The organism is Bradyrhizobium sp. HKCCYLS1011 (assembly GCF_051167795.1).
GTDB lineage: Bacteria > Pseudomonadota > Alphaproteobacteria > Rhizobiales > Xanthobacteraceae > Bradyrhizobium.
Window position 1 is genome coordinate 174,219 of record NZ_JBNPTT010000007.1, and the last position, 25,976, is coordinate 200,194.

The following is a 25,976-nucleotide window of genomic DNA, read 5'->3' on the forward strand; positions in this document are numbered from 1 at the left end:
GACAGTGCCGGAGTCATGTCATCGCGGTAACCGCGTCTTGACGGCACAAGCTCACTTCGATAGCGTTACAAGCCGTAGCATTTCGGTGGAGCGGCCGGATGCGACGATTCAAATGGCTGCTTTTCTTACGGAGATGTCGGATGAAACTCATCGCATCGCTGTGGACGATGGCCATCGCGCTTTGCCTCTCGGGCACGGCGCTCGCCGATGAGCTCGCGACCCCGGGCGATGCAGCCAGCCTGGGATTCTCCGCCGCGCATCTGGCCCGGATCGCGCCGTGGTATCAGGCGCGCTTCGATGCTTTCCCGCCCTCAGCGGGACTGGTGCCTGGCGCCGTCGTCGCAATCGCCAAGGGCGGCAAGCTCGCTTATTTGCAGGCCATCGGCTTCCAGGACCGCGCCAGGACGGTCCCGATGAAGACGAATTCCATCTTCTGGATCGCCTCGATGTCAAAGCCGGTGACGAGCGTCGCCGCCATGATCCTGGTTGATGACGGCAAGCTCGATCTCGACGCGCCTGTCGGCCGTTATCTGCCCGAGCTTGCGGATATGCGGGTCGCGTTCCAGAAGACGGACGTTGCCACCGGCAAGACGGAATACGGCGTCGGTCTGCCGGAACGACCGAAGCGCGCGATGACGGTCCGCGATCTGTTGCGCCATACGTCCGGGCTCATCTATCCCGAAATGGATTTTGCCTATCCGGAACGGGGCCTTGCGGATACGTCGGCCGATTTCGGAATTCGGGCGATCCATATGCTCTATGGCTGGCGGGCCGTGTACCGGCGCGACAAGACGCTGGCCGACTTCGTGTCCAGCCTCGCCAGCCTGCCGCTCGCGCATCAGCCTGGCGAGGTCCATGAATATGGCTGGAGCGTCGCCGTGCTGGGCCGGGTGATCGAAGTGGCTTCGGGGCAGCCCTTCGACCAATTCCTGCAGAACCGCATCTTTGCGCCGCTGCAGATGGTGGACACCGGTTTCTATGTGCCGGAGGCCAAGCTCGATCGCCTTGTCGATTCCCCGATGCCGGAACGGCCACCAATCTGGGACGTCACGAAGCCGCCGAAGCTGTTTTCCGGCGACGGCGGACTGGTGTCGACCGCGCCCGACTATCTCCGCTTCTGCCAGATGCTGCTGAATGGCGGCGAGCTCGATGGCGTGCGCGTGCTCAGCGCCCAGGCGGTGAAGGAGATGACGACGAACGCGCTATCAGCCAACGTCAGCATCTTCGGCGGCGACGAAGTCGGCGCCCGTGCCGGCACCACCTTCGGGCTTGGCTTCGCCATCCGCACCAATCCTGTCTTCAGCTGGATACCCGGAGCCGTTGGAAGCTTTTCCTGGGCCGGGCACTGGGGCACCTATTTCTGGATCGATCCGGCGGAGCAGTTGATCGGCATTCAGATGATCCAGGCGACGCCGGGCAGCAAAGCGCGCGAAGCCCTGCTGTCCGCCGGGATCAATCATCTGACCTATGGCGCATTGACGATTGCCGCCCCGTCCTCGTCCGCGCCGCCGGTCCTGCCGACCACGCCGAGCTCCGAGGCGCTCGCCGACTATGTCGGAACCTATGACTTCGGCAGCTCCGTGAGTTCGCACGACAAACAGGGCCTGGCCGATGGCAAGAACGGATGGCTTGGAATCGAGGCGTTCGTCGCCATGGAGCCAGGAGGCCTGAGGATCAACCACCCGACCCCTGGCAGCCCCGCAGCCAAAGCTGGCGTGACGCCGGGCGATCTCGTCACTGAACTTGACGGCGCGCCGCTCAAAGACCTCTTGTTCGCCGACGTTCTGGCCAGGCTGCGCGGGCCAGCCAATACGACGGTCGAAATGAAGATCGTCCATAAGGGGCAAGACAGCGCAAGCGATCTCAGCGTCGTGAGAGCCGCCCGCCGCGCCAATGCTGTCCAACTTCAGCTTCGCGTCGAACAGAGCAGGCTGGTCGCGGAGGCGACAGGGGCCTGGCCGATCTTTGAATTCGAGAAGGACAAGGTGACGCCGCTCGCGGCCACATCAAGCAGCGAATTCATCGCAGACGACGACGATCACACCAGGATCGCTTTCGTCAGGGATGCCGCAGGCGAAGTCTCCGGGCTGATCCTGAATCCTGGACCTGAGCAGCTGACAGCGGCCATGATCACGCCGCGGCCAAAATAGCGTGTCGCCGCCGAAGCGCGCATGGGCTGTGTTCGGACGTCAACCAGGCCCTGACCTCCTGGCAGATTCCACCCAGCGCAGCTGCGCCCGGCGCGGTGGTGACGCTGCGCGAACTGCGGCGAGAGAAAGCGATAGTCTTTCCGGCGGGCTAGAAGCCAGCGACGGCTCGCTTTTGCGCCGGTCGCGCGTCAGTACGACGGGACCGGCGCCTTATCGGCGCAAGCCGACCGCTGGGATCTGACGGTTGGTTCCGGTTGTTGCGGCGGCCAGGTCGCGAAGGTCAGGGTTGCGCCGCCCATCTGGTGTGATCCGGATGCTTATGGCTCTTGCCGATCGAGCCGGTCGCATCCTTGATGGTCTCCATGCGCTTGATCCGCTGGCGGATCTCGTTCGTGGTCGCGTGAAGCGACGCCACGCCGATCTCGCTGTTTGCAACGCCGGCGCGCAGCGAGCTCATTTCAGTTGCGGTGTCGTCCTGCGATAGACGGAGGCCAAGGGTCTCTTCCTTCAGCTGGGCGATATTCTGCTCGATCTGAGCGGTGCTGTCCCGCCGCCGCGCCTCGTTCTCATCGGTGGTGGTGCGCAGCGATGAGAGACCGATCTCAGCATTGGCAAGGCCGGCGCGGATATGGGCAAGCTCCGCAGAGGTGTCGCCTTGACCGTCGCGCAGCTTGGCGGTTTCGGCCTTGACCTGGGCCAGCTCTGCGGTCAGGGCCGCAACGCGGTCGTCGATCGTCATGCGGCTTTCGCTCGCGAACGAGAGGCTGTGGGGGTCGAAGCCCCAGATCATGATGCCGGCGCCGGCTACGAGCGCCAGACCGATGGTGAAAGGGGCGACCGTGCCGCGATGCGTAAACGCATCCGGCGTCATTGCTGGTTTACGCATGTACTACTCTCCAGGATTTGAATGAATAAACTATCGTCACCTTCAGGTTGCTAATCCCCTAACTACACGGGTTCCATCTGGAAGATTCACCTACGTAGATTTGCGGACACGGCCTGCCTGGATACAGGAAGGACGTTCGAGCAAAGGCCGAGCACTCGCGCTGATCGATTATTTTTGCAAGTCGACGATGGGGATCGCGATGACGCCTGGTCCGTTTCGGATCGAATGCCGGCTTGACCTCGCAGCAACGTCCCATCGTGCATTGCACGATGAGACGTTGCTCAGTGATGCCACGGGCCTATTCGCTGGCGGCGTGTTGGTCGTGATCATGATCGGGCGGCAGGGTGCGGCCCGTCAAACCGTCCCAGAAGTCGCATTGATGAACCGTCGCAAAGTTCGTCTCCGTGGCCGGAGTCGGCGGGACCAGCGACAGCATCACCTGCCGGTCGCGATGGAAGCGGGGCCAGTGCGGCTGACCAAAGCCGTTCGGATTGCCGCTGCGCGCGAACTCCGTCCAGTAGCCGACCATGCGGTCCGACAGCTTCTGCTGATTGGCGTCGAGCGGCGTCTGCGCAAGGTTCAAGCCGTAGCCAGACGGGTTGGCCGTCGGGAAGATGTACTGCAACTCCGAAGCGTGCGATGCCCCGTAGGGGAAGCTCGCCGGAGGCAGGAAGTTCTGCGGCGCCTTCTCGTCGCTGAACTCATAGGTGAAGGTTGGAACGAAGGGGGATGCAAGCTCGTCGGCGAACCGTGCCGTGCAGGCGAAGTTGGCATCCGTCCCCGCCGCACCAGCCCCCTGGTCGTAGGTCGCAAATTGGGCGGGGACCGGATAATGGCTCGCGACCAGCGGCGCCTGCGTCGCGGTGGTGCCGGTGAGGACCGCGATCGCCGCGATATAGGTGCTCGCGGTGATCGGGCCGCCGGCGAGGTCGAAGTTCTGGGCCACGAACAGGTTGTACTCGTCATGATTGGTGCCGTTGATCAATGGCACGCGGTTGAACTGGCCAGAGCCGAGCGCGGATCCGATCGACTGCGTCAGCAGCTTGCCGTCCACATTGGGGACGGGAAGGGATCCGACATAGGCGAGCGCCTGGTTGGCGAGAACGGTCGACACGCCGAGGCCACGAAGGCAGGCGAGCACATCGGCGGGGTTCGGCTGATTGCAGCCGACGGCGGACGCGAATTTGACCCCGGCCGCCTCCGCCTGCGCCAGCGTCGGCTCGGCCAGCGCATAGGTGCCGCTCTCGACGATGGCGCGATGGAACAGGCCGTGCGCCGTGGGCGAGACCAGGTTGGTCAGCGTGCTCAGTCCTCCAGCCGACTCGCCGAAGATTGTCACCCGGTCCGGATCACCGCCAAACGCCCGGATGTTTCGCCGCACCCACTTCAGCGCAGCCTGCTGGTCCTGGATGCCGTAATTGCCGGAGCTATGCTCGGGAGATTCGGCTGTCAGCGCCGGATGCGCCAGGAAGCCGAGCGCACCAAGCCGATAGTTGATCGTGACCACGATCACCCCGCGCTGCACCAGCTTGACCGCGTCATACTCGTTGCTTTCGCCGACCGTGAGGCCGCCGCCGTGGATCCACAGCATCACGGGAGATGCGTCATCACCGCCGAAATCGCGGTCGCCGCGGCGATTGGGCGCGAACACGTTGAGGAACAGGCAATCCTCGGTCTGCGTGGCATTGCCATAGGGCGAGAAGGTCTGCGGACAATGATTGCCGAACTGCATCGCGTCCTGCGTGACGCGCGACGGCGTCACCGGCTGCGGCGCCTTCCAGCGCAGGCTTCCAGTGACCGGCTGGGCATAGCGCACGCCGAGGAATTCCCGCATCGTGCCGGCGGTATCGATCCTGCCCTGGAAGGTGCCGTCCGGCGCCGTCACCAGGGTTGAGGAGGCAAGTGCCGGCGTGGCGCATGCGGCGATGCCGCACAGCAGCACAGCGCCGATCGCGTTGGGCAGCGAGGGGCGAATGCGCGCCGATCGTCGTTTCATCGAAGCGGGTTTCTCTTCGAGCATGACTTTCCTCCATAATGTTTTTGTTTGCTTGATGCAGTGCGGCGCAATTTTAACCGTTGCGCAACCCAACATTGCATTCTTTCCTCTCCCCGGCAACGAAGGCACGACAAAGATGGGGCACGGTGGAAGGAACCGCGGTGCTGGAGCCTGGGGATGTAGAGATGGATGGTCGGTGTGTTGCCGGAGAGTCCGCGCGAACGTAGACTCGCGTACCGAAAGAAGTGATCCGGGGCACACAGGATGAGGTTTCTGGCGCTGTGTCTGATCCTGCTTGCGGCAGCAAACGCTGCGCGCGCCAATGACTCCGTCTTCAAGGTTGGCGTCACCACGCGCGACTTCACACCAGTCGAGCCCTATGATTGGCGCGGTGCCAACGCTCACGTGCTCCGCGTGATGATCTGGTACCCGGCCGCGGCCGAGGCGCGCGAAGAACCGCAATGGATCGGGCCGCCTTTCGTCCCTTATTTCAGCGCAGGCAGCGCTGCGCGGGATGCGGCGCCCGCGGCTGGGTCCAAGCATCCGCTCGTTCTTCTGTCGCATGGGGCCGGCGGCACGGCGGCGGGGATCGCCTGGCTCGGCACGGCGCTCGCGGCGCACGGCTTCATCGCCGTCGCAGTCAACCATCCCGGCAACAACGCGCTGGAGGATTTCACGGTCGAAGGCTTTTCGCTGTGGTGGCTGCGCGCGGTTGATCTCAGCGCAGTCCTCGATGCGATGCTCGCCGACAAGACCTTTGGCAGCTTGATAGATCCCGCGCGCATCGGTGCCGCCGGTCATTCGGCTGGCGGCTACACCGTCATCGCCGTGGTCGGCGGCATCAGCGATCCGGCGCAACTCGAGGCGTTCTGCCGCTCGCCCGTTGCCGACGCCCTTTGCCGGCCGCCGCCGGAAGCCTCCGGCATGCGGGAACAGAGATTGGCGCGTCTGAGCGCAGATCCCGACTTCCGGCAGCGCTACGAGCGAGCCGGCCGGTCCTATCGCGATCAGCGCATCCGCGCCGCGCTGGCCATGGCGCCGGGGCTGGTGCCGATGTTCACAGCGGAGAGCCTCAACGCCATCTCGCTTCCGATCGCGATCGTCAGCGGGGATGCTGATGAGATCGCGCCGTCCGCCTCCAACGCCGAGGCGCTCGCCAGGCAAATCCCGCATGCGACGCTGAAGCTTGTTCCGCGTGCCGGCCATTATGTCTTCTTTGGCACCTGCACCGTCTTGGGACGCATGATGGTCCGCACCGCCTGCCGCGATCCTGATGGTGTCGACCGCGATGCTGTCCATGCCGAGACGATTGGATTGGCCCTCGATTTCTTCGCGGCGAGTCTCCGCTAAGCGTGAATCTCGGATCCTCTCCGCTAGCCGCGCACCGCGCTTTTGAACGCGGCCGAGAGCGCATCAAGTGCGTCACGCGCGCGCCCCGCCTTGACCCGGGTGTGAAGCAGCACCGGCAAGCGCGGTAGATCGGGCAGTCCGAGCTTGGCGCCAACGTCGACCGCGCCGAACGGCACCATGCGCGGCGCCAATGCAGCCACGCCGAGCCCGGCCATCACCGCTGCAGCGACCGCCGCGACGCCGCCACCGACGAAGATTTCCGTCCATGGCACGCCGGCCGCATCGAGCAGCTGCCCTGCGAGCGCGCGCACGCCGCAGGGCTCGGCCATGGTGGCGAGGGGCAGGGGCTCGCCCAAGCGATGCTGCCAGCCGGGTGCTGCGAACCAGCCAAAATCCTCGTCGGTCAGAACGTCCCCGTCGCTGCGCCCGGCATGCAGGCGGACAATCACCGTGTCGAGCTCGCGGCGGTCGAAGCTTTGCAGCAGGTCGGCTGAGGATCCGATCCGGATTTCGATCACCAGTCGCGGGTCCTGCGCGTTCATCCGCGCGATCAGCAACGGCAGCTCCGGCCCCGCGACATGATCGCTGATGCCGATGGTGAGGCGCTGCCGGGCGCCGGCAAACAGGGCGAGCGCGCGGTCGTGGACGGCAAGGAGCTCGCGGGCGTGATCGAGGAAGGCGGCGCCCCGCTCGGACAGCTGCACGTAACGCGGCGTCCGCTCGATCAGTCGGCAGCCAAGTCTGTCTTCGAGCCGTTTCAACTTCAGGCTGACCGCCGCTTGCGTCGTTCGCATTGCGTCGGCCGCGAGGGTGAAGCTGCCGAGCTCGGCGATGCGGACGAAGGCGTGGACCGCATCCAGGTCGAGGGGGCGCTCGGTCATTTTCGATCATTATCGCTGATATCAATATCGATAAGATACTAAAATAACGGAGTGGCTTCTAGGGTGGAGACGGAAGACATGAAAGGACCCTTGATGCCGATCATCCACATTGCACTGCGTGCCGGAAAACCGGTCGCCTACCGCCAGGCGATCTTCGATAGCCTCTATCGCGCGATGCATGATGCGCTCGACGTTCCCGACGACGATCAGTTCATGACCATCACCGAGCACGACGCCGCGAACTTCCGCTTCGGCCATGCCTTCGGCGTCGACCGCAGCGACGACCTCGTGTTCATCCAGATCACCGTGTTCGATACCCGCACGGCGGAGCAGAAGAAGGCGCTGTTTCGGCGTATCGCACAGCTGCTGCGCGAAAGTCCGGGCATCCGGCCCGAGGACGTGTTCGTGACCGTGCTTGAGGCAGCTAAAGAGAACTGGTCCGTCGGCCACGGCCTCGCGCAGTTTGCGTGAGTCCGCTGCGCGTCGAGATCACGCCATCACAAGCCACGCTCTGCGCCCCTCAGGCGTGCAGCCACGCAGTGCACTGCGCAATCAAGTGAGGTTCAAGCACCGCCGCGGTAAATTAGTTACCATTAGTTCAGGTGCTGGAATACGGGCGTCGACGAGATGCAAATGCATGTCGATGCCATGTGGCTCATCATGCGAAGGCTTCGCAGATTGCATGAGTGATGACATCGCAGGTGCCAGGGTGTGGTCGTTCGCCGCGGCCGCGCCTTGTGGCGATCCCGCCAACGCCACGATTCGTCGCAGCCGGGAACGGAAGCCGTTTCGTTCGCGGGGTGCAGACACGGGTCGAAGCGGAAATTCGGTGCTGCCCGCTTCTGCTGTCTGCTCCGCTAGTTAGCATCACTTGCCACGCGGGCGTCGTCAACGTCACACGAAGGCGCGTGCCGTCTTGACCGACGTGGTCAAAAGCGACGTCATTGTGATGCGGTATTGAACATAGCTGGCCGACCCGCCCACGAAAGGATCACAGAAAGGCGCAGGGTTCCAACGGGTTCCGGCCCATCGACGCCGGCTTTCGTAAACAACTTGAAACAATTCCGTGAACGCGGCGGTCCGTGAGACCGACGGGTTGCGGGGCGGCGAACTGGCGGAAGCCCGGCGCGTCCAGAATCAATACCTTTCGGAGGAAACTCCATGCCACGAGAAGGCCACTCTCGCGGGCGCGTCTTGACGCGTCTGCTGCTCATCCTGTTCGTCGTGATGTCAGCCGCGGCGATGCTTCGACCGGATCCTGCGTCCGCGCTGCCGAGCTTCGCGCGACAGACCGGACTTGCATGCGGCGCGTGTCACACCGAGTTTCCGCAGCTCACCCCGTTCGGCCGCCGTTTCAAGATCGGCGGCTACACACTCGGCTACGCGACCGCGGCAGCGAACGGAAAGCCTGGATATTCGCCGTTTCCGACCAAGGCCACGCCTTCCGATCCGATCAAAGAGATTGGAGAATGGGTGCCCCCGGTGTCGGTGCAGGTCATTTCCAGCTTCACCCACACCGCGACGCCGATGAACACGGCGGGATCGGCACCCTATCTCAAGGCGAACGACAATTTCGAGCCGGTCCAGGCCGCGAGCATCTTCTATGGTGGCGCGATCACCGATCACGTCGGCGCCTTTGCCCAGTTCACCTACAATGCGCAGCCGTTCGGCCCGCCGCTGCCCCACCAGTACTCCTGGGACCTTCTCGACGTCCGTTACGCCAACACGGTCAATATCGGAGGCATGCCGGTGGTCTATGGCGTATCGGTCAACAACAATCCGACGGTGCAAGACCCCTGGAATTCGACCCCGGCATGGGGCTTTCCCTTCGTCGCCACCAATCTCGCCAATACGCCTGACGCCAAGACACGCATTGACCAGGGCTTCGCGGCCCAGGTGCTTGGCGTGAGCGCCTATGCGTTCATCAATGATCAGCTCTACCTGGAGGCTGGTGGCTACCAGACGCTCAGGCCCGGTACGCTCGATACGCTCGGAATCGCGCCAGCCAACACCACGCCGACGCAAGCCATCGCACCCTATTTCAGGGCCGCCTTCGAGCAGCAATGGGGCAAGCACAATATCGAGGTCGGGACCTTCGGCCTGATCGCCGATACGGCGCTTCCCTACGGCGCTCCCGGCCCCGGGACCAATCGCTTCACCGATATCGGCTTCGACACGCAGTACCAATACCAGGGGGACGGCTATTGGTTCACCCTGCGAGGGACCTACATCCACGAGAAACAGGATCTCGCCGCCAGCTTCGCCAACGGCGTGTCCGCCAACCTGACCAACACGTTGAATACGTTCCGCGTCAACGCCGCGCTCACCTACGGCACCGACGGCAAGGTGATCCTGACCGGCGGCTATTTCAACACCTGGGGGACCGCCGATTCGCTCCTCTATGCCGGTCATAGCACCTTCAAGCCGGATACTGATGGCTACACCGTCGAGATCGCCTATCAGTTCTTCGGCAAGAACAACGCGCCGAAGATATGGCCGTGGTTCAATTCACGGATCGGCCTGCAATATACCGCTTATAACAAGTTCAACGGCGCCAAGTTCAATTTTGACGGCATGGGAACGAACGCGCGGGACAACAACACGTTGCTGGCCTACATCTGGACCACGTTCTAACTAACTGAGCTCTCGGTTCTGACGTTCGTATCCTTTGACAGTACGGACGTCAGGACCGTCCACCAGGCTCGCTATGAGCTCTTTAATAGCGCCGTCGCAGCCGATCTGGCGTCCGGTCGTTCTCAACCGATCCGGACGCGCCCGCTCATCGCGTTCATGAGTCCGATCGTGGCATTCGTCATCTTGACCATGCCGACCCCGAGGTTGTGGCTCGCATTGCGCATTCTCTCGAGCTCGTTGATCGCTGCGCGCTCGCTTGCGGCTTGGTCCGCCTGTGCAGGTGCGGGCGTCGGCGCGGTCGGCCCGCGCGGCTCGGCAACAGGCTCCTCACGCATATTGTCGGCCACCGATTTCATCATCTCCACTCTCATCTGGGCGATATGATCGAGAACCTGGGCCAGCTGCTGCTGCTGATGCTCGAACTGCTGCGCCTGCGCCAGCACCGGTTCGAGCATCCATAGCATCGCGGGGAGCTCGTTGGCCCATTGCTGCAGGACGGTGCTTCGCAGCATCGGATCGAGCAGGGGCCATTGCGCCCGGGTGGTGGCCAGGAGCAGCGGCGCGTTTGCGTACCAGTTTCGCGTCCAAGGCGGAAGCTGCTGAAACAAGCCTGCTAAGTGCTGCCGCCAGAGCGGCCGCACTGTTGGCGTGACGTCGATCAGATCCACCCCGCGGACCTGCGCGGCGATGAAATCGATCAGATCGAGCGCGGCATCCGCCGCCTCCTCCGTCAGAGGCGGAGGACCATAGTTCAGAATGACGTTCGACATGCGCGTTCTCCTTGGCTGCGATGGCTTCGCGCTCGTCAGCCCTGTGGCCGCGGTCTATCTTCAAGGCGCGGCGCGCAGGTCGCGCGGCTTTCATTCGCGGGCGGCTGCGGGGCGAAAGTGTGAGCCGATCTCGCGAATGAATGCGGGTGCGATGCTCGCCTGGTCCTTCGACGAGAGGCCCGCCTTCTTGAAGGAGAAGGAGCCGATCTTGAACTCGATCCCGCCGGACAGGATCAGCCAGACAAATCCGATCGCCGCCGCGCCGGTCAGAATGCCGAAATCCGCTTGGGCATCGAAGAATTCGTCCAAAGCGCGTGCCACGAGCTCCCTGCCGCCCGGCTGCTCGGAGAGGGCCTGCAGCCCCTGCCGCGCCAGATCGCCGGCGGCGCGGCCGCCGATCGACTGGCTCGTCCAGTCCGGGTCGGCCCCGAGCGCCTCAAGCTCGCCGCGCTGGTCGAACGCTTTGACACTGTTCGTAATCTTGCCAAGCAATGCGCGATCATCGAGATCGGCAAATGTCGGAGCGGAAAATGCCGCCTGCACGAGCGAGTTCGCGATATGGATCGCCTGCTTGTCGTTGAGGGCTGCGATGCGATCCTTCACATCAGCGGCTTGCGTGGTCATGCGGCATCTCCTTCCAGGGTGGCGAGGCTGAGGACGAATGGTGCCCAGTGGTAGGGATGGGCGAAGGCGCCGCCTTCGTTGCGCAGCGCCAAGGCCGCGTGACGACAGGCGGCGGCCCTGTTCATCTCGCCCTTGAGCCAGGCATCGTAGAAGCGGGCGAAAAATCGTCCGGCCGACGGAATGTCGACGTTCCAGGCCGTCGCGATCAGCGAGGATGTGCCGGCGCCGAAGAAGGCCCAGACCAGACCGAGCGCTTCGCGGGACGTGATCTCGGTGACCACGCCCGAGACGCAGGCGCGCAGACTCACATGCGCAGCCGAAAGCCGCAGCGCCGAGACCTGCTCAGCGGTGAGCCAGTCCTCATCCGTTCCGCGCAATGCCAGTCCTCTCTCGCGCAACGGCCGGGCGACTTGCACGTCCCCATGGGTCGCAAAGTGCAACAGCAGGGTCTCGCCGGTGTCGCGACCAGTCCGGCGCAGAGCCTCCCGCAGGGCGTCGCGGCCGAGCTGTGCGCCGTCGACCATGCGCGTGGGCATGCGGGTACTTAGAGCGCTGAGGCCCTCCTGCGCCACGCCGCCAAGGCGCTCGCGTTCGCCAGGTGCCGGCGCGGTGTAGCAGATGGCGCGGTCCGGCACGGGCGCGGGCGTGCGCCCGACGAGCAGCGCCGCCGTGGGCGTGTTGACGATCGCGGCGCGCGCCAACAGCGGCTCGCCGCCGACCGGGAGCATTCCGAGTGGGACGTTGTGGATCGGGCCGTCGGCACTCACGATGATCGTGTCGCGCTCCGCGGCGATGGTGCCGTCGTCGAAAAACGGCTCGAGCCAGGAGACCAGCGGCGCGAGCAGCTCGATCACCGGCTCGAACGGACGCGCTTCGGGATGCGCCGGATCGATCTTCGCCGCGCGGCGCAGGCTGCCGCCGCCCGCGACCAGAAGTTGGATCTTGCTGATGGCCGCTGCGATCTGAATGGCGCTGAGCCTGATCCGCGCGAAGGTGCAGGGGCCCTCGCACGGCACCAGCAGCGCCAGCGTCCCGACCTCGCCCGGCGGGCTGTCGGGAGGCGCGGTCGTGTCCGCCAGGAACGCGACCAGGTGACGGCGGCCTTTGGCCTTGCGCTCGGCCAAGAGGTCACGAACAGACTGGAGAAATGTCGCCGGAGTCATGGGCTGGCGCGACGAGACCGTCGGTCGCAGCTCGGCGAGGATGCGGGCCTTGCTGGTTTCGATCGCGTGCAACGCCGCCGCGTCGTCGCGAAGGTCGAATGCGATCTCGGCCGTGACCCAAGAGAGGTGCCTGAGATAGACGGACACGCCGGCGCGCAGCTTGGGATCGACGATCAACAGCCGGCGCTCATCGATTCGTTCCGCGATGTCCAAGAGCCGCGTCAGAGCGTCACGCTTGCGGCCCAGCCGCTTCAGAGCAATGGCCTCGATCCAACGCGCGGTCGTCGCGTCTTCCCACATCTTCAGCCGGTCCGCCGTCCGGATGACGTCCGGCAAAATGTTGCCGAGCGCGCTCAACTGGGCTTGATCGTGGCCCGCCGAGATGAGCGTCGACATGCAGGCCTCGCAGACGGCGAGCAGATGGTGGATCGGAGTTCGGCTCGTCTCCAGCCGGGCCGCCTCGCGCGCGAGCGTTTCGAGATCGCGCGGCGGCTGCGGAAAGGCGGCGAGATCGACGTTCTCCATCGCCTGTTCGATCGTCGTATCGACGCGCAAGCCGGTCTCCGCCAGCGCTCGGGCCTGCGCGGGATCGGCCTGCAGCCATTGCCGCGTCAACGCCAGCACGCGTTCAGGATCGAATGTCCCGACCGTCTCGTCTGGGCGGCGGAGAATCTGGTCGAGCTTCTGATCAAGCCGCGCCACGACCGGGGCCGACTCGGCGGAAACGCCCGAGGTCCGAACTGCCGCGAGCAGGTCACGCGCGCGCTCGTAATAACCCTGACTCAAGAGGGCTTCTGCGGCATTGACCTGCAGATCGGACGCGGCGTCACTTCGGCCTTGCTCACCGAGCAACGCCGACCAGGCGGATGCATGCGCGATCAATGTCTCGCCGTCACCGGCATTGAAGGCATTCGCGCCATAATTCATGATCGAGGTCACGAGCAGTTCGGCGCGCAGCCCTGGGGCGAGCGCAGAGGCCGAAAGGCATTCGATCAGGCCCCTCCAGATTGCGGCAGCCGAAACGAGATCGCCGCTCTGCTGCGGCAGCCAGTTTGCGAGCAGCTGGGCGCCGATCACTCGCGTCTCGAATGCGTCGGCAACGAGGTACGATACGATCTCCTGAGCTTGTACGGCCGGAAGTCCGAGTTCGCCGACCCAGGCGAGCGCTGTCGCATCCTCACGCTGCGACACGGCGTCCAGCGTCAGCTTGGCGACGTCGATCTCATCCTGGCTCGAGCGAGTCATCTTAGACCCTCATCGAGAGTGACGGCGTGTCGGGCAGTGCGGACGAAAGCGCTTCACGGTCAGCGCGGATCAATCACAGGCGCCGACCTTCAACTCATGCGAGTGTATCCCTGCGAGGCAGCAGCGACAAGGGCTGAGGCGATGGAGCCGCGCGTGTGCGAGCAGGAATCCGGTGCGGGCTCACTTCCGGCTGCACGCGGCTCACGCCATCGCCGGCATATACTCCGCGGCCGCCGCAAGGCTCGGCGCCACCACGAGCTCGAGCTGCTGGCGCAGCCAGCGATGCATCGGGTCGTCGTGATGGCGCAGATGCCAGACCATGTACATCGGCATGTCAGGACATTCGACCGGCACGGGCGTCACCGCGAGCCCACGCAGCATATGCGCGCGCAACAGGCTCGGCAGCGTTGCGATCATCCGGCTGCCGCGCAGGAACGGGCCGATGCCGCCAAACCCGGGCACCTGGGCTGCGAAGCGCCTGACAATGCCGCGGTCGGCGAGCACGTCGTCGATGTCGAGCTGTCGCATCGGCTCATACAGCACGGTGACGTGGTCGGCGGCCAGATAATCTTCCAGCGTTGCCGGCGCCTCCCGCTGCGCTGAGTCGTAGAACACCCGGTAGCTGTCGGTGAACAGCCGCTTCTGCAGGATGTCGGTCCCCTCAGGTGGCCGCGGCGTGATGATGAGCTCGCAGCGCTCCTCGCGCAGCATCTCCGGCGCGGGCGCGCCGGAACGGATCACGCGCAAGCGCAGCCCAGGCGCCTGCGCGCGCACATAGCGCAGGAAGGATGGCAGCAGAAGATCGCGCTGCAGATCATTGGCCGCGATCGTGACCGTCTGCGAGATCTGGCCCGGCTCGAACGCGCAGGCGTGTGAGAAGCTTCTGAGCCCATCGAGCAGGGCGCGGGCGCGAACGGCCAGCAGCTGCGCATGCGCGGTCGGCACGATGCCGCGGCCGGATTTGACGAACAGCGGATCGCCGGTGATCGCGCGCAGCTTGTCGAGCAGATGGCTGACGGCCGACTGGGTCACGCCGAGCCGCTGCGCGGCGCGCGTCACCGAGCCTTCCTCGATCACAGCCAGCAGCAGCTGCAGCAGATGGCCGTCGAGGTCCAAATGATCGAATTGGCTCATGGATCAGATCGAATGGGCAGCCTTTATTACCGGATGTCGTGTGCCGATAGTGCAGAGATGAGCCGCGCCGCATTTGATCCAGCTCAAATCGCGCGCGCCACAACACCAATGGGAGAGGACAATGCCAAGGACGCCCCCCCGGCAGCCCGTGCCCGGTACCACCATCTTCGACGGTGAGCAGGCCCGCAAAGGCTATGCGCTGAACAAGATGTGCTACTCGTTCAATGACGCCGCCAATCGCCGCGCCTTCGTCGCGGACGAGGACGGCTATTGCGCCAAATACGGTCTGAATGCGCAACAGCGCGAGGCGATCAGGAGCCGCAATGTGCTGCAGCTGATCGAGGCAGGCGGCAACGCCTATTACCTCGCCAAATTCGCCGGCATTTTCGGGCTGGACATGCAGGACATCGGCGCCCAGCAGACCGGGCTCACCAAGGACCAGTTCAAGGCCAAGCTGTTGGCGGCACGCGGGTAGGGGGGATTAGTTATGGCAAAAATCGTTGGATGCATCACCACCTCGCATGTGCCCGCCATCGGCGGCGCGATTGCCAAGGGCCTGCAGCAGGATCCGTATTGGAAGCCGTTCTTCGATGGCTTCCCGCACGTGCGCGAATGGCTCGGCAAAGTGGAGCCGGATATCGTCGTGCTCGTTTATAACGATCACGGGCTCAACTTCTTCCTCGACAAGATGCCGACCTTCGCAGTCGGGGCGGCCGACGAATATCGCAACGCCGATGAAGGCTGGGGCATTCCGCAGACCGCGCCTTTCAAGGGCGATTCCGAATTATCCTGGCACCTGATCGAGCATCTGGTGGCGGATGATTTCGACCTCACCACCTGCCAGGAGATGGTGGTCGATCACGCCTTCACGCTGCCGATGGCGCTGTGCTGGCCGGATCAGAAATGGCCGGTCCGCGTCGTGCCTGTCGTGGTCAACACGGTCCAGGCGCCGTTGCCGTCGGCGGCGCGCTGCTACAAGCTCGGGCAGGCGCTGGCGCGTGCGATCGAGTCTTGGCCGAAGGACCAACGGGTCGTGATCATGGGCACCGGCGGCCTGTCGCATCAGCTCGACGGCGAGCGCGCCGGCTTCATCAACAAGGACTTTGATGAGAAGTTCATGGACAGCATGGTCAACGATCCGGCCTGGGCGACGAAATATTCCACCACCGAGCTGGTCGAGCTGTCAGGCACGCAGGGCGTCGAATTGCTGAACTGGATGGTGGCCCGCGGCGCGCTGCCGGAAAAGGTGCGCAAGGAGCATGCGAACTACCACATCCCGATCTCCAACACCGCGACTGGATTGATGGTGCTGGAGCCGGCGTAAGGTTCTTGCGGGTGTTTCTCTCTGCTCTCACGCGCCGCGAGCGGCAGGAGCGCTGCGCGTCTACATCATTGCGACCGAAGCGACTTGTCCGCCCTAGCCCGATGGGCGACGGCGGAAGCAATCCAGGACTGCGCGAGGAGTCTGGATTGCTTCCGCGCCTCCCAAGGACGGCTTCGATCCCGCGATTGCGAGGCCTCACACTGTCGGCTCGCTGCCATCCTGCGCGTCGCCTTCGATCTCGGCGAGGGCGCGGTTGAGGATGTGGCTGACCCGCCAGGTCTCGTCCTCGCTCCACCCGGCTGCGTGGAAGGCGAGCGCCATCTTCAAGGTCTGCATGGCCTGAAATACCGCTTCCGGCGGCCGCATGCCGCCCATGGTCCGCGCCATGATGCGCAAGCGGCTCAACAGGCCTTCGATCGCGGCCGCCTCGTCCTTCAGGACCTGCCGGCCGGCATCCGTGATCGCAAACAGCTTCTTGCCGCCTTCGCTCGATGTGGCTTCGATCTGGCCGATGTCTTCGAGCAGGCTGAGGATCGGATAGACCGATCCGGGACTGGGCGAATAGGCGCCGCCGACCAGTTGCTCGACCGCTTTGATCAGATCGTAGCCGTGGCGCGGCTTCTGGCCGATCAGCCAGAGCAGCAGGGCGCGCAAGTCGCCCGGTCCGAAAAAGCGTCCGCCGCCGCGGCCGAATTCCTCGCGCGGACCGCGCCCGCCGCGACCGAAGAATCCGGGACCGCGATGTCGGCCGGAGCCGGGACCACGCCCGCCAAGGCGCACGTCAAGGCGAACTTCCTCGGCGGCCTCGTCGCAGCCGCGCCCGCGTCCGTGCCAGTCGCGGCGCTCCCAGCCGCTGTCGTCGCGCTCGTCATGCCGGCCGCGTCCGAAGCCCCAATGATGGTGATGTCTCATGTGATATGATCTCCGTTTGATACAAACGATATATCGTTATCGTATTCCGTTTGTCAATAAGGCGGAGAGGAATCTGCAAGAAATCGTTATAAGTCATTGAATATCTTATAAATACAAAGGGGCGCTGCTGGGCGCCCCTTTGTTCGTTGGCTGTCTGAGAGACTGTCGTTCAATGCGTTGCAGCGGCTGGCACGGCCTCGGACGCGTGCGCCTGGTGCGCGCCGCGATGGGCGATCAGCGCGTAGGCGACCGGCACCACGAACAGCGTGAACAGGGTGCCGATGGCAAGCCCGGTCGCGATCACGAGGCCCATATTGTAGCGCGACACCGCGCCGGCCCCGGTTGCCGTGATCAGCGGGATGACGCCGAGCACCATCGCGGCCGTCGTCATCAGGATCGGACGCAGCCGGATCGCCGCGGCCTCGATGATGGCCTGGTTGCGGTCCTTGCCCGCCGCGCGGAGCTCGTTGGCAACCTCGACCATCAGAATGCCGTGCTTGCTGACCAGGCCCATCAGCGTCACCAAGCCGACCTGTGTGTAGATGTTGATGCTGGCGCCGCCGATGCCGAGGCTGATGAAGATCAGTGCGCCGGCGAGCGACATCGGCACCGACACCAGGATGATCACGGGATCGACGAAGCTGTTGAACAGCGCGGCCAGCGCCAGGAAGATGATGATCAGCGCGAACACGAAGGTGGTGACGAAGCCGCCGGACTCTTGCTCGAGCTGGCGCGAGGCGCCGCCGTAGTCGATCGAGTAGCCCGCCGGTAGCGACTTCGCCAGATCCTTCAAGGTCGCCAGCGCATCGCCCATCGCCACCCCCGGCATCGCAACGCCTGAGATCGTCGCCGCGTTGATCTGCTGGAAGTGGTTCAACGATTCCGGAATGGTCTTGTTCTCGAGTCGCGCGACGGTGGAGAGCGGCACCATGGTGTTGTCGCTGGCGCGGATGTAGTAATTGAGCAGCTGCTCGGTGGTGAGGCGGTCGTTCTGCTTCACCTGCGCGATCACCTTGTAGGAGCGGCCGTCCAGGCTGAAATAGTCGATGTAATTGCCGCCGAGCATGGTGGCGAGCGAGCCGCCGAGATCGCTCATCTTCAGGCCGAGATCGGCGGCCTTCTCGCGGTCGAACACGACAGTGGTCTGCGGCTTGTCGATCTTCAGGTCGTTGTCGAGGAAGATGAACTGACCGCTCGCCAGTGCCTTGGCCATGAAATCGCGCGCGACCTCGTTGAGCTCGTTGAACGAACCGGTGGTGCCGATCACGAACTGGATCGGCAGGCCGTTGCTGCCGGGCAGGGGCGCAGGCTGGAACGCGACCGACCGGGTGCCGGCGATGGTATTCAGCATCTGCTGGAATTCCGGCTGCAGGGTCTTGGTGGTGGCGCTGCGCTCATCCCATGGTTTGAGCACCCAGCCGCCGATCACCTGGGTTGCGGTGTCGATCTGGAAGACGGTCTTGGTTTCCGGGCGGTGGGCCACAAGGTCGTAGACCTGCTGATCGTAGAACAGGCGCTGCTCGAGCGTCGCCGAAGGCGATGCGTAGGTCAGCGACAGCACGACGCCCTGATCCTCGTCGGGCGCGAGCTCGCTGGTCGAGCTCGAATAGAGCCAGGGGATCATGGCGAGCAGCAGCAGGGCAAACACCGCCACCACGGGCTTCATCCGAAACATGGCCTCGAGCTTGCGGCGGTAGGCGGCGGCCAGCCATTCCAGCACGCGATCGATCGCCCGCACCAGCCGTGCCTCGAGATTGGTGGCGTCGCGCTCGGTCCGCCGCAACAGCCAGGCGCAGTTCATCGGCGACAGCGTCAGCGCAATCACTGCTGAGACAGTCACCGCGCCGGCCAGCGTGAACGCGAATTCCGTGAAGAGCGCGCCGGTCAGGCCGCCCTGGAAGCCGACGGGAACGTAGACGGCGATCAGCACCACCGTCATGGCGATGATCGGGCTTGCGAGAGCGCGGGCCGACTGGATCGCGGCCTCAATGGGTGTTTCACCCTCGTCGATCAGGCGGTGCACGCTTTCCACCACGATGATGGCGTCATCGACGACCAGGCCGATCGCGAGCACCAGAGCGAGCAGCGTGAGCAGGTTGATGGAGAAGCCCATCAGCAGCATCAGTGCGAAGGTGCCGATCAATGACAGCGGGATCGCGATGATCGGGATCAGCACCGAGCGCCAGGAGCCGAGGAACATGAAGACCACGACAATGACGATGCCGATCGCCTCTGCGAGGGTGTGGACGACCTCGCTGATCGAAGAGTTCACGAAGTCCGTGGAATCGTAGATGATCTCGCTGTTGATGCCGTTCGGCAGCTGCTTCTGCAGCTCCGGAAACACCGCCTTCACGCCGTTGACGACGTCGAGCAGGTTGGCGGTCGGCGCCACCTGGATGCCGATATAGACCGCGGTCTTGCCGTTGAAGCGGGTGGCGGAGTCATAATCGTCATTGCCGAGCGTAACGCGCGCGACGTCCTGGAGGCGGATGATCGCGCCATTGACCTGCTTGACGACCAGATTGCGGTATTGCTCCAGCGAGTGCAGGTTGGTCGCTGCGGCAAGGTCGACCTGCACCAGCCGGCCGCGCGTCGTGCCCAGGCCGGAGATGTAGTCGTTGCCGGACAGTGCGGTCGAGACATCGCTCGCAGTCAGGCCGTAGGCGGCGAGCTTGGCCGGATCGAGCCAGGCGCGCAAAGCGAATTTCTTCGCCCCGAGCAGCTCGGCAGTCTGCACGCCCGCCACCGCCTGCAGCTTGGGCTGCACGACGCGGGTCAGGTAGTCGGTGACCTGGTTGGGCGCCAGCACGTCGCTGGCGAAGCCGATATACATCGCGTCGATGGTCTGGCCGACCTTCAACGTCAATGTTGGCTGCTGCGTGCCCGAGGGAAGCTGGTTGAGCACCGAGTTCACCTTGGCGTTGATCTCGGTCATCGCCTTGCCGGAATCGTAGTTCAGCCGCAGGTTCACCGTGATGGTGCTGGTGCCGGTCACGCTGGTCGAGGTCATGTAGTCGATGCCGTTGGCCTGCGCGATTGCGTTCTCCAGCGGCGTGGTGATGAAGCCGGCGATGATGTCGGAATCGGCGCCGGCATAGGTGGTCGACACCGTGACGATGGCGTTCTGGGTGCGCGGATATTGCAGAATCGACAGCGTCGTCATCGAGCGCAGGCCCAGCACGACGATCAGGGCGCTGACCACGAGCGCCAGCACCGGCCGGCGGATGAAGATATCGGTAAAACGCATGGGAGCTTGCTCTCAATTCACCGCTGACGAGACTGCTCGTGTCATTGGTCGACGATATCAGGCGCGGCCTCGGCGACCGGCACGTGGGAATTGTCGATCTTAACCGGACTGCCGTTGCGCAGCTTGAGCTGGCCCGCGACCACCACCGTCTCGCCCGCTTTCACGCCTTCGGTCACCACGATGTGGTCGCCCTTGGCCGGCTTGGTCTTGACGAACATCTGCCGTGCGGTGCCCTGGCCGTCCTTCAGATCATCGACGACATAGACGAGATCGCCATAGGGGTTGTTGACGACAGCCGTCAGCGGCACGGTGACAAGCTGCTCCGGCTTGCCGACGGCAATCTCCACCTTGGCGAACATGCCCGGCAGCAGGCGGGCAGGGCTGTTGCGCAACGTGGCGCGCACCTGGACGTTGCGGCTGGTCGAGTCCACTTTCGAGTTGATGGCGCTGATCTGTCCGGTGAAGCGCTCGCCGGGAAACGCATCGACCGTCGTCATCAAGTCCTGGCCGATCTTGATCACCTCGAGCGCCTGCTGCGGCAGATAGAAATCGAGGTAGATCGGGTCGAGGCTCTGCAGGGTGACGATGCTGGTGCCGGCGCTCAGATATTGTCCGAGATCGACGGCGCGAATGCCGAGCCGGCCCGCGAACGGCGCCTTCAGCGTCTTCTGCTCGACGATCGCTTTCTGCTGCTCGACCAGCGCCTGGGCGTTCTTCAGATTGGCCTTGTCGCTGTCCAGCGTCGCCTGACTGACGGCATTGAATTTGATCTGCTCCTCGTCGCGCTTGAGCACGATCGCGTAGTTCTCCGCAGTGGCCTGCAGCGACTGCAGCTTGGCGATATCGTCGGTGGCGACGAGCTGCAACAGCGGCTGGCCTGCCGGGACCGTATCGCCCGAGGTGAACTGGATGTTCTGCACGATCCCGGAGGCCTGCAGCGCCAGATCGGCGCCGTTGACCGCGCGCAGCGAGCCGACCGCGGTCAGCGACGACTGCCAGGGCGCGGTCTCCGCGGTAACGGTCGAGACGGTTTGCGGCGGGTTGGCCATGGCACCGATCGCCTTCTTGATCATCACGCCCTTGAAGACCTGGAAGCCGTAGAGGCCGCCGAACAAGATGCCCATCACGGCGAGCATGATTGTCATGCGTTTGATCATCGCATTGCTTCCTGCGAGTTGCGGTCGGGACCTGAGAAATAGCCGGGGTTGGCGCGCGGCAGCGCATCAGGCGTCTGGTCGTTGCGCTTCCACCAGCCGCCGCCAAGCGACTGGAACAAGGCGGCGCTGTCGGTGAAGCGCGTCGCCTGCGCCTTGATCCGGGTCACGCGCGCGTTGAGATAGTTCTGCTGGGCAGTGATCACGGTCGCGTAGGGGATCGCACCGGTCCTGAACTGCTCGATCGACATTGCGAGGCTGTCGGCGGTGGCCTTCTCGGCCGCGGCATCGGCCTTCAGCGCTTCGGCGTCATATTGAATGGCGCGCAAGGAATCGGCGACGTTCTGGAACGCCGTGATCACCGTGCTCTTGTACAGCGACAGGTCCTGCTCGAAGGTCGCGACGTCGGCTTCCTTGGTGTGATAGAGCGTGCCGCCGTCAAACAGCTTCTGCGTGACGCTCGAGGCCGCGTCCCAGACGAGCGTGGTGGGGGTGAACAGCCGCTCCGGGCCGGAGGCACCATAGCTGCCCGACAGCGTGACCTGCGGCAAGAGATCGGCGACACCGACGCCGACCGTGGCAGTCGCCTTGTGCAGAGTCGCCTCAGCCTGACGGATGTCCGGGCGCTGCCGCACCAGTGAGGAGGGCAGCGAAGCCGGAAGCCGGCCGGGCAGTCGCAATTCGGCGAGGGTAACGTGCTCGCCGCGGTCCTGGCTCGGCAGCCGGCCGAGATAGGCCATCAGCTGGTTGCGCTGTTGCGCCAGTTGTTTCTGCAGCGGCGCCAAGGTGGCCTTGGCCTGCGCCAGCGTGGATTCCTGTGACAGCACGTCCGCCTTGGTCACCGCGCCGACGTCGAACTGGCGCTGAATGCGGCTCAGCTGATCGGTCTCGGCCTTGATGATTTCCTCTGTCGCGGCGATCTGATCGCGCAGCGATGCGTCTGAGATCGCAGCCGTCACCACATTGGCGGTCAGCGACAGATAGGTCGCCTCGAGAGTGAACGCCTGATAGTCGGCCTGCGCCTGCAGCGCCTCGACCTGCCGTCGCGTGCCGCCCCACAGGTCGAGCGCGTAGGACACGCTGACCGAGGCCCCGTAGAGCGTGTAGACCGAGGTCTGTCCCGGCCACTGCCCGGACTGCGTGGTGGAGACCTGCTCGCGCTCCGCCGATCCGGTCGCGGAAATCTGCGGAAACAATGATCCCTGCTGGGACAGCGCGTTTTCGCGCGCTGCGCGGAGCGCAAACTGGGCGGCCCGAACATCGGGATGATTGCGAATCGCTTCCTCGACGAAGGCGTTGATCTGCCGCGAGCGAAACAATGTCCACCAATAACCGGACAGATCGGCGCCGGGCGCAAAGCCCTGCGCGTTGCCGCCGGGCGTCGCAGCGCTCGCTGTCGTTGGCAGGCGGTGTTCGCTGACATAGCCGGTGACGTCGGGCGCCGCGGGTGCGACGAAATCCGGGCCGAGCGCGCACGATGCCAGCACCATCCCGGGCAGCAGGACCCCTGCCGAGCGGCCGCATATTCGCAGCGCATCGGCCGCGCGTGGTGCGACGGAGGGGTGAGGCGGAGCAGTCATAAAACTAAACCGTTCTGTTTCTGTTGCGGCAACATGCTTTGCGGCCTAAATGAAGTCAAGTCACAACGCTGCCATGAGCAACATGCCCACATCCGAAGCCCAACTAAGAGCGTCTCGATGGGGCGCGAACGAGCCCGATACCATCGAGACGACGCGTGCGGAGCGCAAGCACAGCCAGATTCTCGACAGTGCGCGCGCGCTGTTTCTCGCACAGGGATTCGATCCGACCAGCGTCGATGCGATCGCGCGCCACGCGCGCGTGTCGAAGGCGACGCTCTATTCTCATTTCCAGGATAAGGAGACATTGCTGCTCGCGCTGGTGGAGGACGAGTGCCGGAATTTCGGCGGGCCGTTGTGGGTGCCGCATGATGGCCCGATCGAGCTGGAGAAGGAGCTGCGGGCGATCGCGCGGAGCTTCCTGTCCTTTTTCATGGATCAAAAGGGCCTCGCGATGCATCGGCTGATCATGTCATGCGCGTCGCGATATCCCGCGATTGCTGATGCCTTCATGAAGATCGGCCCGGACCGCTGCGATGCCGAGGTTGCGGCGTTTCTGCGCGCCGCGCAGGCGCAGGGGCTGTTGCGCATTCCGAACATGGCGCTTGCCGCCATGCAGTTTCTGTCGCTGATCCAGGGCCGGTTGATTCTGAAATGGTCGCTGTCGATGCAGTCGCCGAGCCCGGCCGAATATCGCGCGCTGGTCGATGGCGGCATCAAGGTCTTCCTTGCGGCCTATGGAGCGGCTGATCGCACGCCGCGTGCACGCGTGACCCGGACGCGACGCAACAGGCGCCCGCGCTGAACTCATGACCGATTCGCAAGACCCGCGCATCCGTGCTCGCCCGGATCGTTGTGCCTATGCTGCTCCTATGAGGTGACGGAAGATGTGATCGCCGGCCTTGCGCGCAGGCCGTGCTGACGACTTGGGCGGCGCAGCCGGCGACGGCTCCAGATCAGGACACCGCTGACGAGCAGGCCGAGCAGAACCAGCGAGATCACCACGTTGGCGGCGCTGCCGAGCAGCGACCAATTGCCCTCGTGCAACAGCCGCGGCCAATTGCGCGGCAGCGCCGTCAGGCCGTCGGCAGAGACGGCATAGGCGCGCAACTCATCGCCTTCGAAGATACGCGCCATGATCCGTCCGCCGCGATTGCCGATCGAACTGACCGCCGCGAGATCGTGATCCTTGGCGAGGATGGTAACCGCCTCGGGCAGCGAGATGCGCTGGCCGGGCGCTGCCGTGCTGCCGCTCTGGAAAGTCAGCCCGAACGCCATGCACAGCCCGGTCAGCGGGCTCAGCAGGATCAGCGGCAGGGTGAGCCACGCCATGCCCTTGTGCCAGCCGGACAGCGTATTGCGCAGCCGCGGCAGGCCCATCAGGACGCCGATCAGCATCACCACGGTCATCGCAACGGTGGAGGCGATCACGAGCCAGGACATCGCAATCAGATGCTCATGCGTCATTCGTGCCCACATGAACAGGCTTGATAGCGCGGGTCGCGAGGTCGTGGCGCCGGTGGTCAGGTCGATCTCGGCGCCGGGCGCGCCCTGCAACGTCAGATGCTGGGTCGAGGCATTGATCGTGATGCCGCGCGCCTTGCCGTCGGGATCGTACTGCTTGATCAGCTCGATCACGCGGGCTGCGTCGACCGTCTGCGACTTGACGGAAGCAACCTGGACCATCGGCTCGAATGCCAGAATCAAGCCGGTCACGATGATCAGGAGCAGCGGCACCGCGAAAGTCAGGCTGATCCAGCGGTGCAGTTTGAGAAGCAATTGCTTGTTCATCGTCGTCTCCGGAATGACTCCGCCAATTCAGCGGCAAACGCTCCCTGCGCGTAGACCCTCCCGTTTCTGCTTATGCCAGCCGTTTCTATTTGTAGCTATTTGTAACTGTTAGTTACGACAGAGATGCACGTCGGCTCCGTGCTTGATTGAATTAGCGATCGATGAGGGCTTGGCCAAGCGCATTGATATTAATTTTGTTTCATGCGCCGATTGATCTGCATCATTGCAGCAATGGCATGGCCCGCGCCTGATAATGATTGTCAGTTCGGAAGGCGCCTCGGCCGACACGATCCCAAATTATTTTTCGGAGGCGATGACGCCCTTCAGCCCGGCACGCGCCGCGGCCGCACCGACCAAACCGGATGATGTGATATCGGCGGTGAAATCGCGCAGGAAATCGAGGCCGGCGTCACGGCCCTTCGGGATCGCAATTGCGTGTCGTTCTTCGCCCCAGCGGCCATCGAGCACGCGCGAGCCCGGCAGCTTCTCGGCCATCTCGAACAGCGTCGCCTTGTTGGTGGCGAAGGCGTCGATCTGGTGGGCCGACAATTGTTCGATCGCGTCCTTGATGGTCGGGATGCGCACCACGGTGGCGTTCTTCAGATCGCGGCTGAGCTCCGCATCCGACGAACTACCGGTGGTGACGCCGACCTTGCGGCCGGCCGCGTCGATCTCGCCGACCTCCTTGAGGCCGGAGCCGTCCGGCACCAGATAGCCGAGCTCGATACGCAGATAGACCGGTGCGAAATCCATCAGCTTGGCGCGCGCAGGCGAGGCGTTGGTGAAGGCGACGTCGGCCGCGCCGGTCTTCACGGCCTCCAGCACCTCGGCATTCTTGGCGTAGACGACGGGCTCATAGGGGACATGAAGTTTGTCCGCGAGCGCCTTGCCGATCTCGTAGCCGACGCCGCGCGGCTGGCCACCCGGGTCGGGCAGGATCGACGTCGGCGTGCCCGGGTAGAGCGCGGCGCGCAGCTTGCCGGTCGGCACCAGGATGTGGGCGGGATCGTCGCCGCCGGCCTGAACCGGCACGAGGGCGCTGATTAGGAGCACGAGCGCCAGGCCGGCTGCAGGCGCGCATCGTCGCGAGTCTCGTGTCATGTGGCGTTTCCCTGAGTTTTTTGATTGTCGAAATTTT

General features: G+C 64.3%; 20 protein-coding genes. 7 read left to right on the forward strand and 13 right to left on the reverse strand.

Features of this window, described 5'->3' with window-relative positions; genetic code table 11:
- The first annotated feature begins 140 nt into the window (after positions 1-140).
- A complete protein-coding gene (locus ACQR1W_RS24040) occupies positions 141-2,150 on the forward strand; it encodes a serine hydrolase (protein ID WP_434853127.1) in 2,010 nt (669 codons plus the stop codon).
- Between the two features lie 280 nt (positions 2,151-2,430).
- Here the strand turns inward: ACQR1W_RS24040 and ACQR1W_RS24045 are convergent, their stop codons facing one another.
- Both ACQR1W_RS24045 and ACQR1W_RS24050 read right to left on the reverse strand, forming a co-directional pair.
- Positions 2,431-3,036 carry a hypothetical protein gene (locus tag ACQR1W_RS24045; RefSeq protein ID WP_434853128.1) on the reverse strand — a complete coding sequence of 202 codons (606 nt, stop codon included), beginning with the start codon at positions 3,034-3,036 and terminating at the stop codon, positions 2,431-2,433.
- Between the two features lie 298 nt (positions 3,037-3,334).
- A complete protein-coding gene (locus ACQR1W_RS24050; RefSeq protein ID WP_434853129.1) occupies positions 3,335-5,056 on the reverse strand; it encodes a carboxylesterase/lipase family protein in 1,722 nt (573 codons plus the stop codon).
- 240 nt (positions 5,057-5,296) lie between these two features.
- Between ACQR1W_RS24050 and ACQR1W_RS24055 the strand changes: the two genes are divergently transcribed.
- Entirely contained in the window at positions 5,297-6,382 is a 1,086-nt protein-coding gene (locus ACQR1W_RS24055; RefSeq protein ID WP_434853130.1) for an alpha/beta hydrolase family protein, read from the forward strand.
- Positions 6,383-6,405: 23 nt separating this feature from the next.
- Here ACQR1W_RS24055 and ACQR1W_RS24060 read toward each other — a convergent pair whose 3' ends face one another.
- A complete protein-coding gene (locus ACQR1W_RS24060; RefSeq protein WP_434853131.1) occupies positions 6,406-7,263 on the reverse strand; it encodes a LysR family transcriptional regulator in 858 nt (285 codons plus the stop codon).
- Between the two features lie 93 nt (positions 7,264-7,356).
- On the opposite strand from ACQR1W_RS24060, the gene ACQR1W_RS24065 reads away from it, so the two are divergent.
- Positions 7,357-7,734 (forward strand): tautomerase family protein, encoded by a 378-nt coding sequence (locus tag ACQR1W_RS24065; protein ID WP_434853445.1) that lies wholly within the window; start codon positions 7,357-7,359, stop codon positions 7,732-7,734.
- Positions 7,735-8,424: 690 nt separating this feature from the next.
- Complete coding sequence (locus ACQR1W_RS24070) at positions 8,425-9,897, forward strand: cytochrome C (protein WP_434853132.1); 1,473 nt, start codon at positions 8,425-8,427, stop codon at positions 9,895-9,897.
- 122 nt (positions 9,898-10,019) lie between these two features.
- Here the strand turns inward: ACQR1W_RS24070 and ACQR1W_RS24075 are convergent, their stop codons facing one another.
- The 4 genes from ACQR1W_RS24075 to ACQR1W_RS24090 form a co-directional block, all read right to left on the reverse strand.
- A complete protein-coding gene (locus ACQR1W_RS24075; RefSeq protein WP_434853133.1) occupies positions 10,020-10,667 on the reverse strand; it encodes a hypothetical protein in 648 nt (215 codons plus the stop codon).
- A 90-nt stretch (positions 10,668-10,757) separates the two neighbouring features.
- On the reverse strand, positions 10,758-11,291 hold the full coding sequence (locus ACQR1W_RS24080; protein ID WP_434853134.1) for a hypothetical protein: 534 nt from the start codon (positions 11,289-11,291) through the stop codon (positions 10,758-10,760).
- On the reverse strand, positions 11,288-13,699 hold the full coding sequence (locus ACQR1W_RS24085; RefSeq protein ID WP_434853135.1) for a CHAT domain-containing protein: 2,412 nt from the start codon (positions 13,697-13,699) through the stop codon (positions 11,288-11,290). Before ACQR1W_RS24085 ends, ACQR1W_RS24080 begins: the two co-directional genes overlap by 4 nt.
- Positions 13,700-13,900: 201 nt before the next feature.
- Positions 13,901-14,833, reverse strand: a complete 933-nt coding sequence (locus ACQR1W_RS24090; RefSeq protein WP_434853136.1) for a LysR family transcriptional regulator — start codon at positions 14,831-14,833, stop codon at positions 13,901-13,903.
- Positions 14,834-14,954: 121 nt separating this feature from the next.
- Here ACQR1W_RS24090 and ACQR1W_RS24095 point away from each other — a divergent pair, with 121 nt between their 5' ends.
- Positions 14,955-15,308, forward strand: coding sequence for a protocatechuate 4,5-dioxygenase subunit alpha (locus ACQR1W_RS24095; RefSeq protein ID WP_434853137.1), 354 nt, complete (start codon positions 14,955-14,957; stop codon positions 15,306-15,308).
- 12 nt (positions 15,309-15,320) lie between these two features.
- Complete coding sequence (locus ACQR1W_RS24100; RefSeq protein WP_434853138.1) at positions 15,321-16,157, forward strand: class III extradiol dioxygenase family protein; 837 nt, start codon at positions 15,321-15,323, stop codon at positions 16,155-16,157.
- Positions 16,158-16,352: 195 nt separating this feature from the next.
- On the opposite strand, the gene ACQR1W_RS24105 is transcribed toward ACQR1W_RS24100, so the two are convergent.
- The 4 genes from ACQR1W_RS24105 to ACQR1W_RS24120 all read right to left on the reverse strand — a co-directional run bounded on the left by ACQR1W_RS24105 (position 16,353) and on the right by ACQR1W_RS24120 (position 22,960).
- A complete protein-coding gene (locus ACQR1W_RS24105) occupies positions 16,353-17,069 on the reverse strand; it encodes a PadR family transcriptional regulator (RefSeq protein ID WP_434853139.1) in 717 nt (238 codons plus the stop codon).
- A 169-nt stretch (positions 17,070-17,238) separates the two neighbouring features.
- A complete protein-coding gene (locus tag ACQR1W_RS24110; protein WP_434853140.1) occupies positions 17,239-20,316 on the reverse strand; it encodes an efflux RND transporter permease subunit in 3,078 nt (1,025 codons plus the stop codon).
- Between the two features lie 41 nt (positions 20,317-20,357).
- Positions 20,358-21,473 (reverse strand): efflux RND transporter periplasmic adaptor subunit, encoded by a 1,116-nt coding sequence (locus ACQR1W_RS24115; protein WP_434853141.1) that lies wholly within the window; start codon positions 21,471-21,473, stop codon positions 20,358-20,360.
- A complete protein-coding gene (locus ACQR1W_RS24120) occupies positions 21,470-22,960 on the reverse strand; it encodes an efflux transporter outer membrane subunit (protein ID WP_434853142.1) in 1,491 nt (496 codons plus the stop codon). The genes ACQR1W_RS24115 and ACQR1W_RS24120 overlap by 4 nt, the downstream gene beginning before the upstream one ends.
- Before the next feature lie 163 nt (positions 22,961-23,123).
- Between ACQR1W_RS24120 and ACQR1W_RS24125 the strand changes: the two genes are divergently transcribed.
- On the forward strand, positions 23,124-23,852 hold the full coding sequence (locus ACQR1W_RS24125) for a TetR/AcrR family transcriptional regulator (RefSeq protein WP_434853143.1): 729 nt from the start codon (positions 23,124-23,126) through the stop codon (positions 23,850-23,852).
- Positions 23,853-23,917: 65 nt separating this feature from the next.
- On the opposite strand, the gene ACQR1W_RS24130 is transcribed toward ACQR1W_RS24125, so the two are convergent.
- The gene (locus tag ACQR1W_RS24130; RefSeq protein ID WP_434853144.1) at positions 23,918-24,838 is read right to left on the reverse strand and encodes a PepSY domain-containing protein; all 921 of its coding nucleotides are present in this window, start codon (positions 24,836-24,838) and stop codon (positions 23,918-23,920) included.
- A gap of 297 nt (positions 24,839-25,135) precedes the next feature.
- The gene (locus tag ACQR1W_RS24135; RefSeq protein WP_434853145.1) at positions 25,136-25,939 is read right to left on the reverse strand and encodes an ABC transporter substrate-binding protein; all 804 of its coding nucleotides are present in this window, start codon (positions 25,937-25,939) and stop codon (positions 25,136-25,138) included.
- Positions 25,940-25,976: the final 37 nt, after the last annotated feature.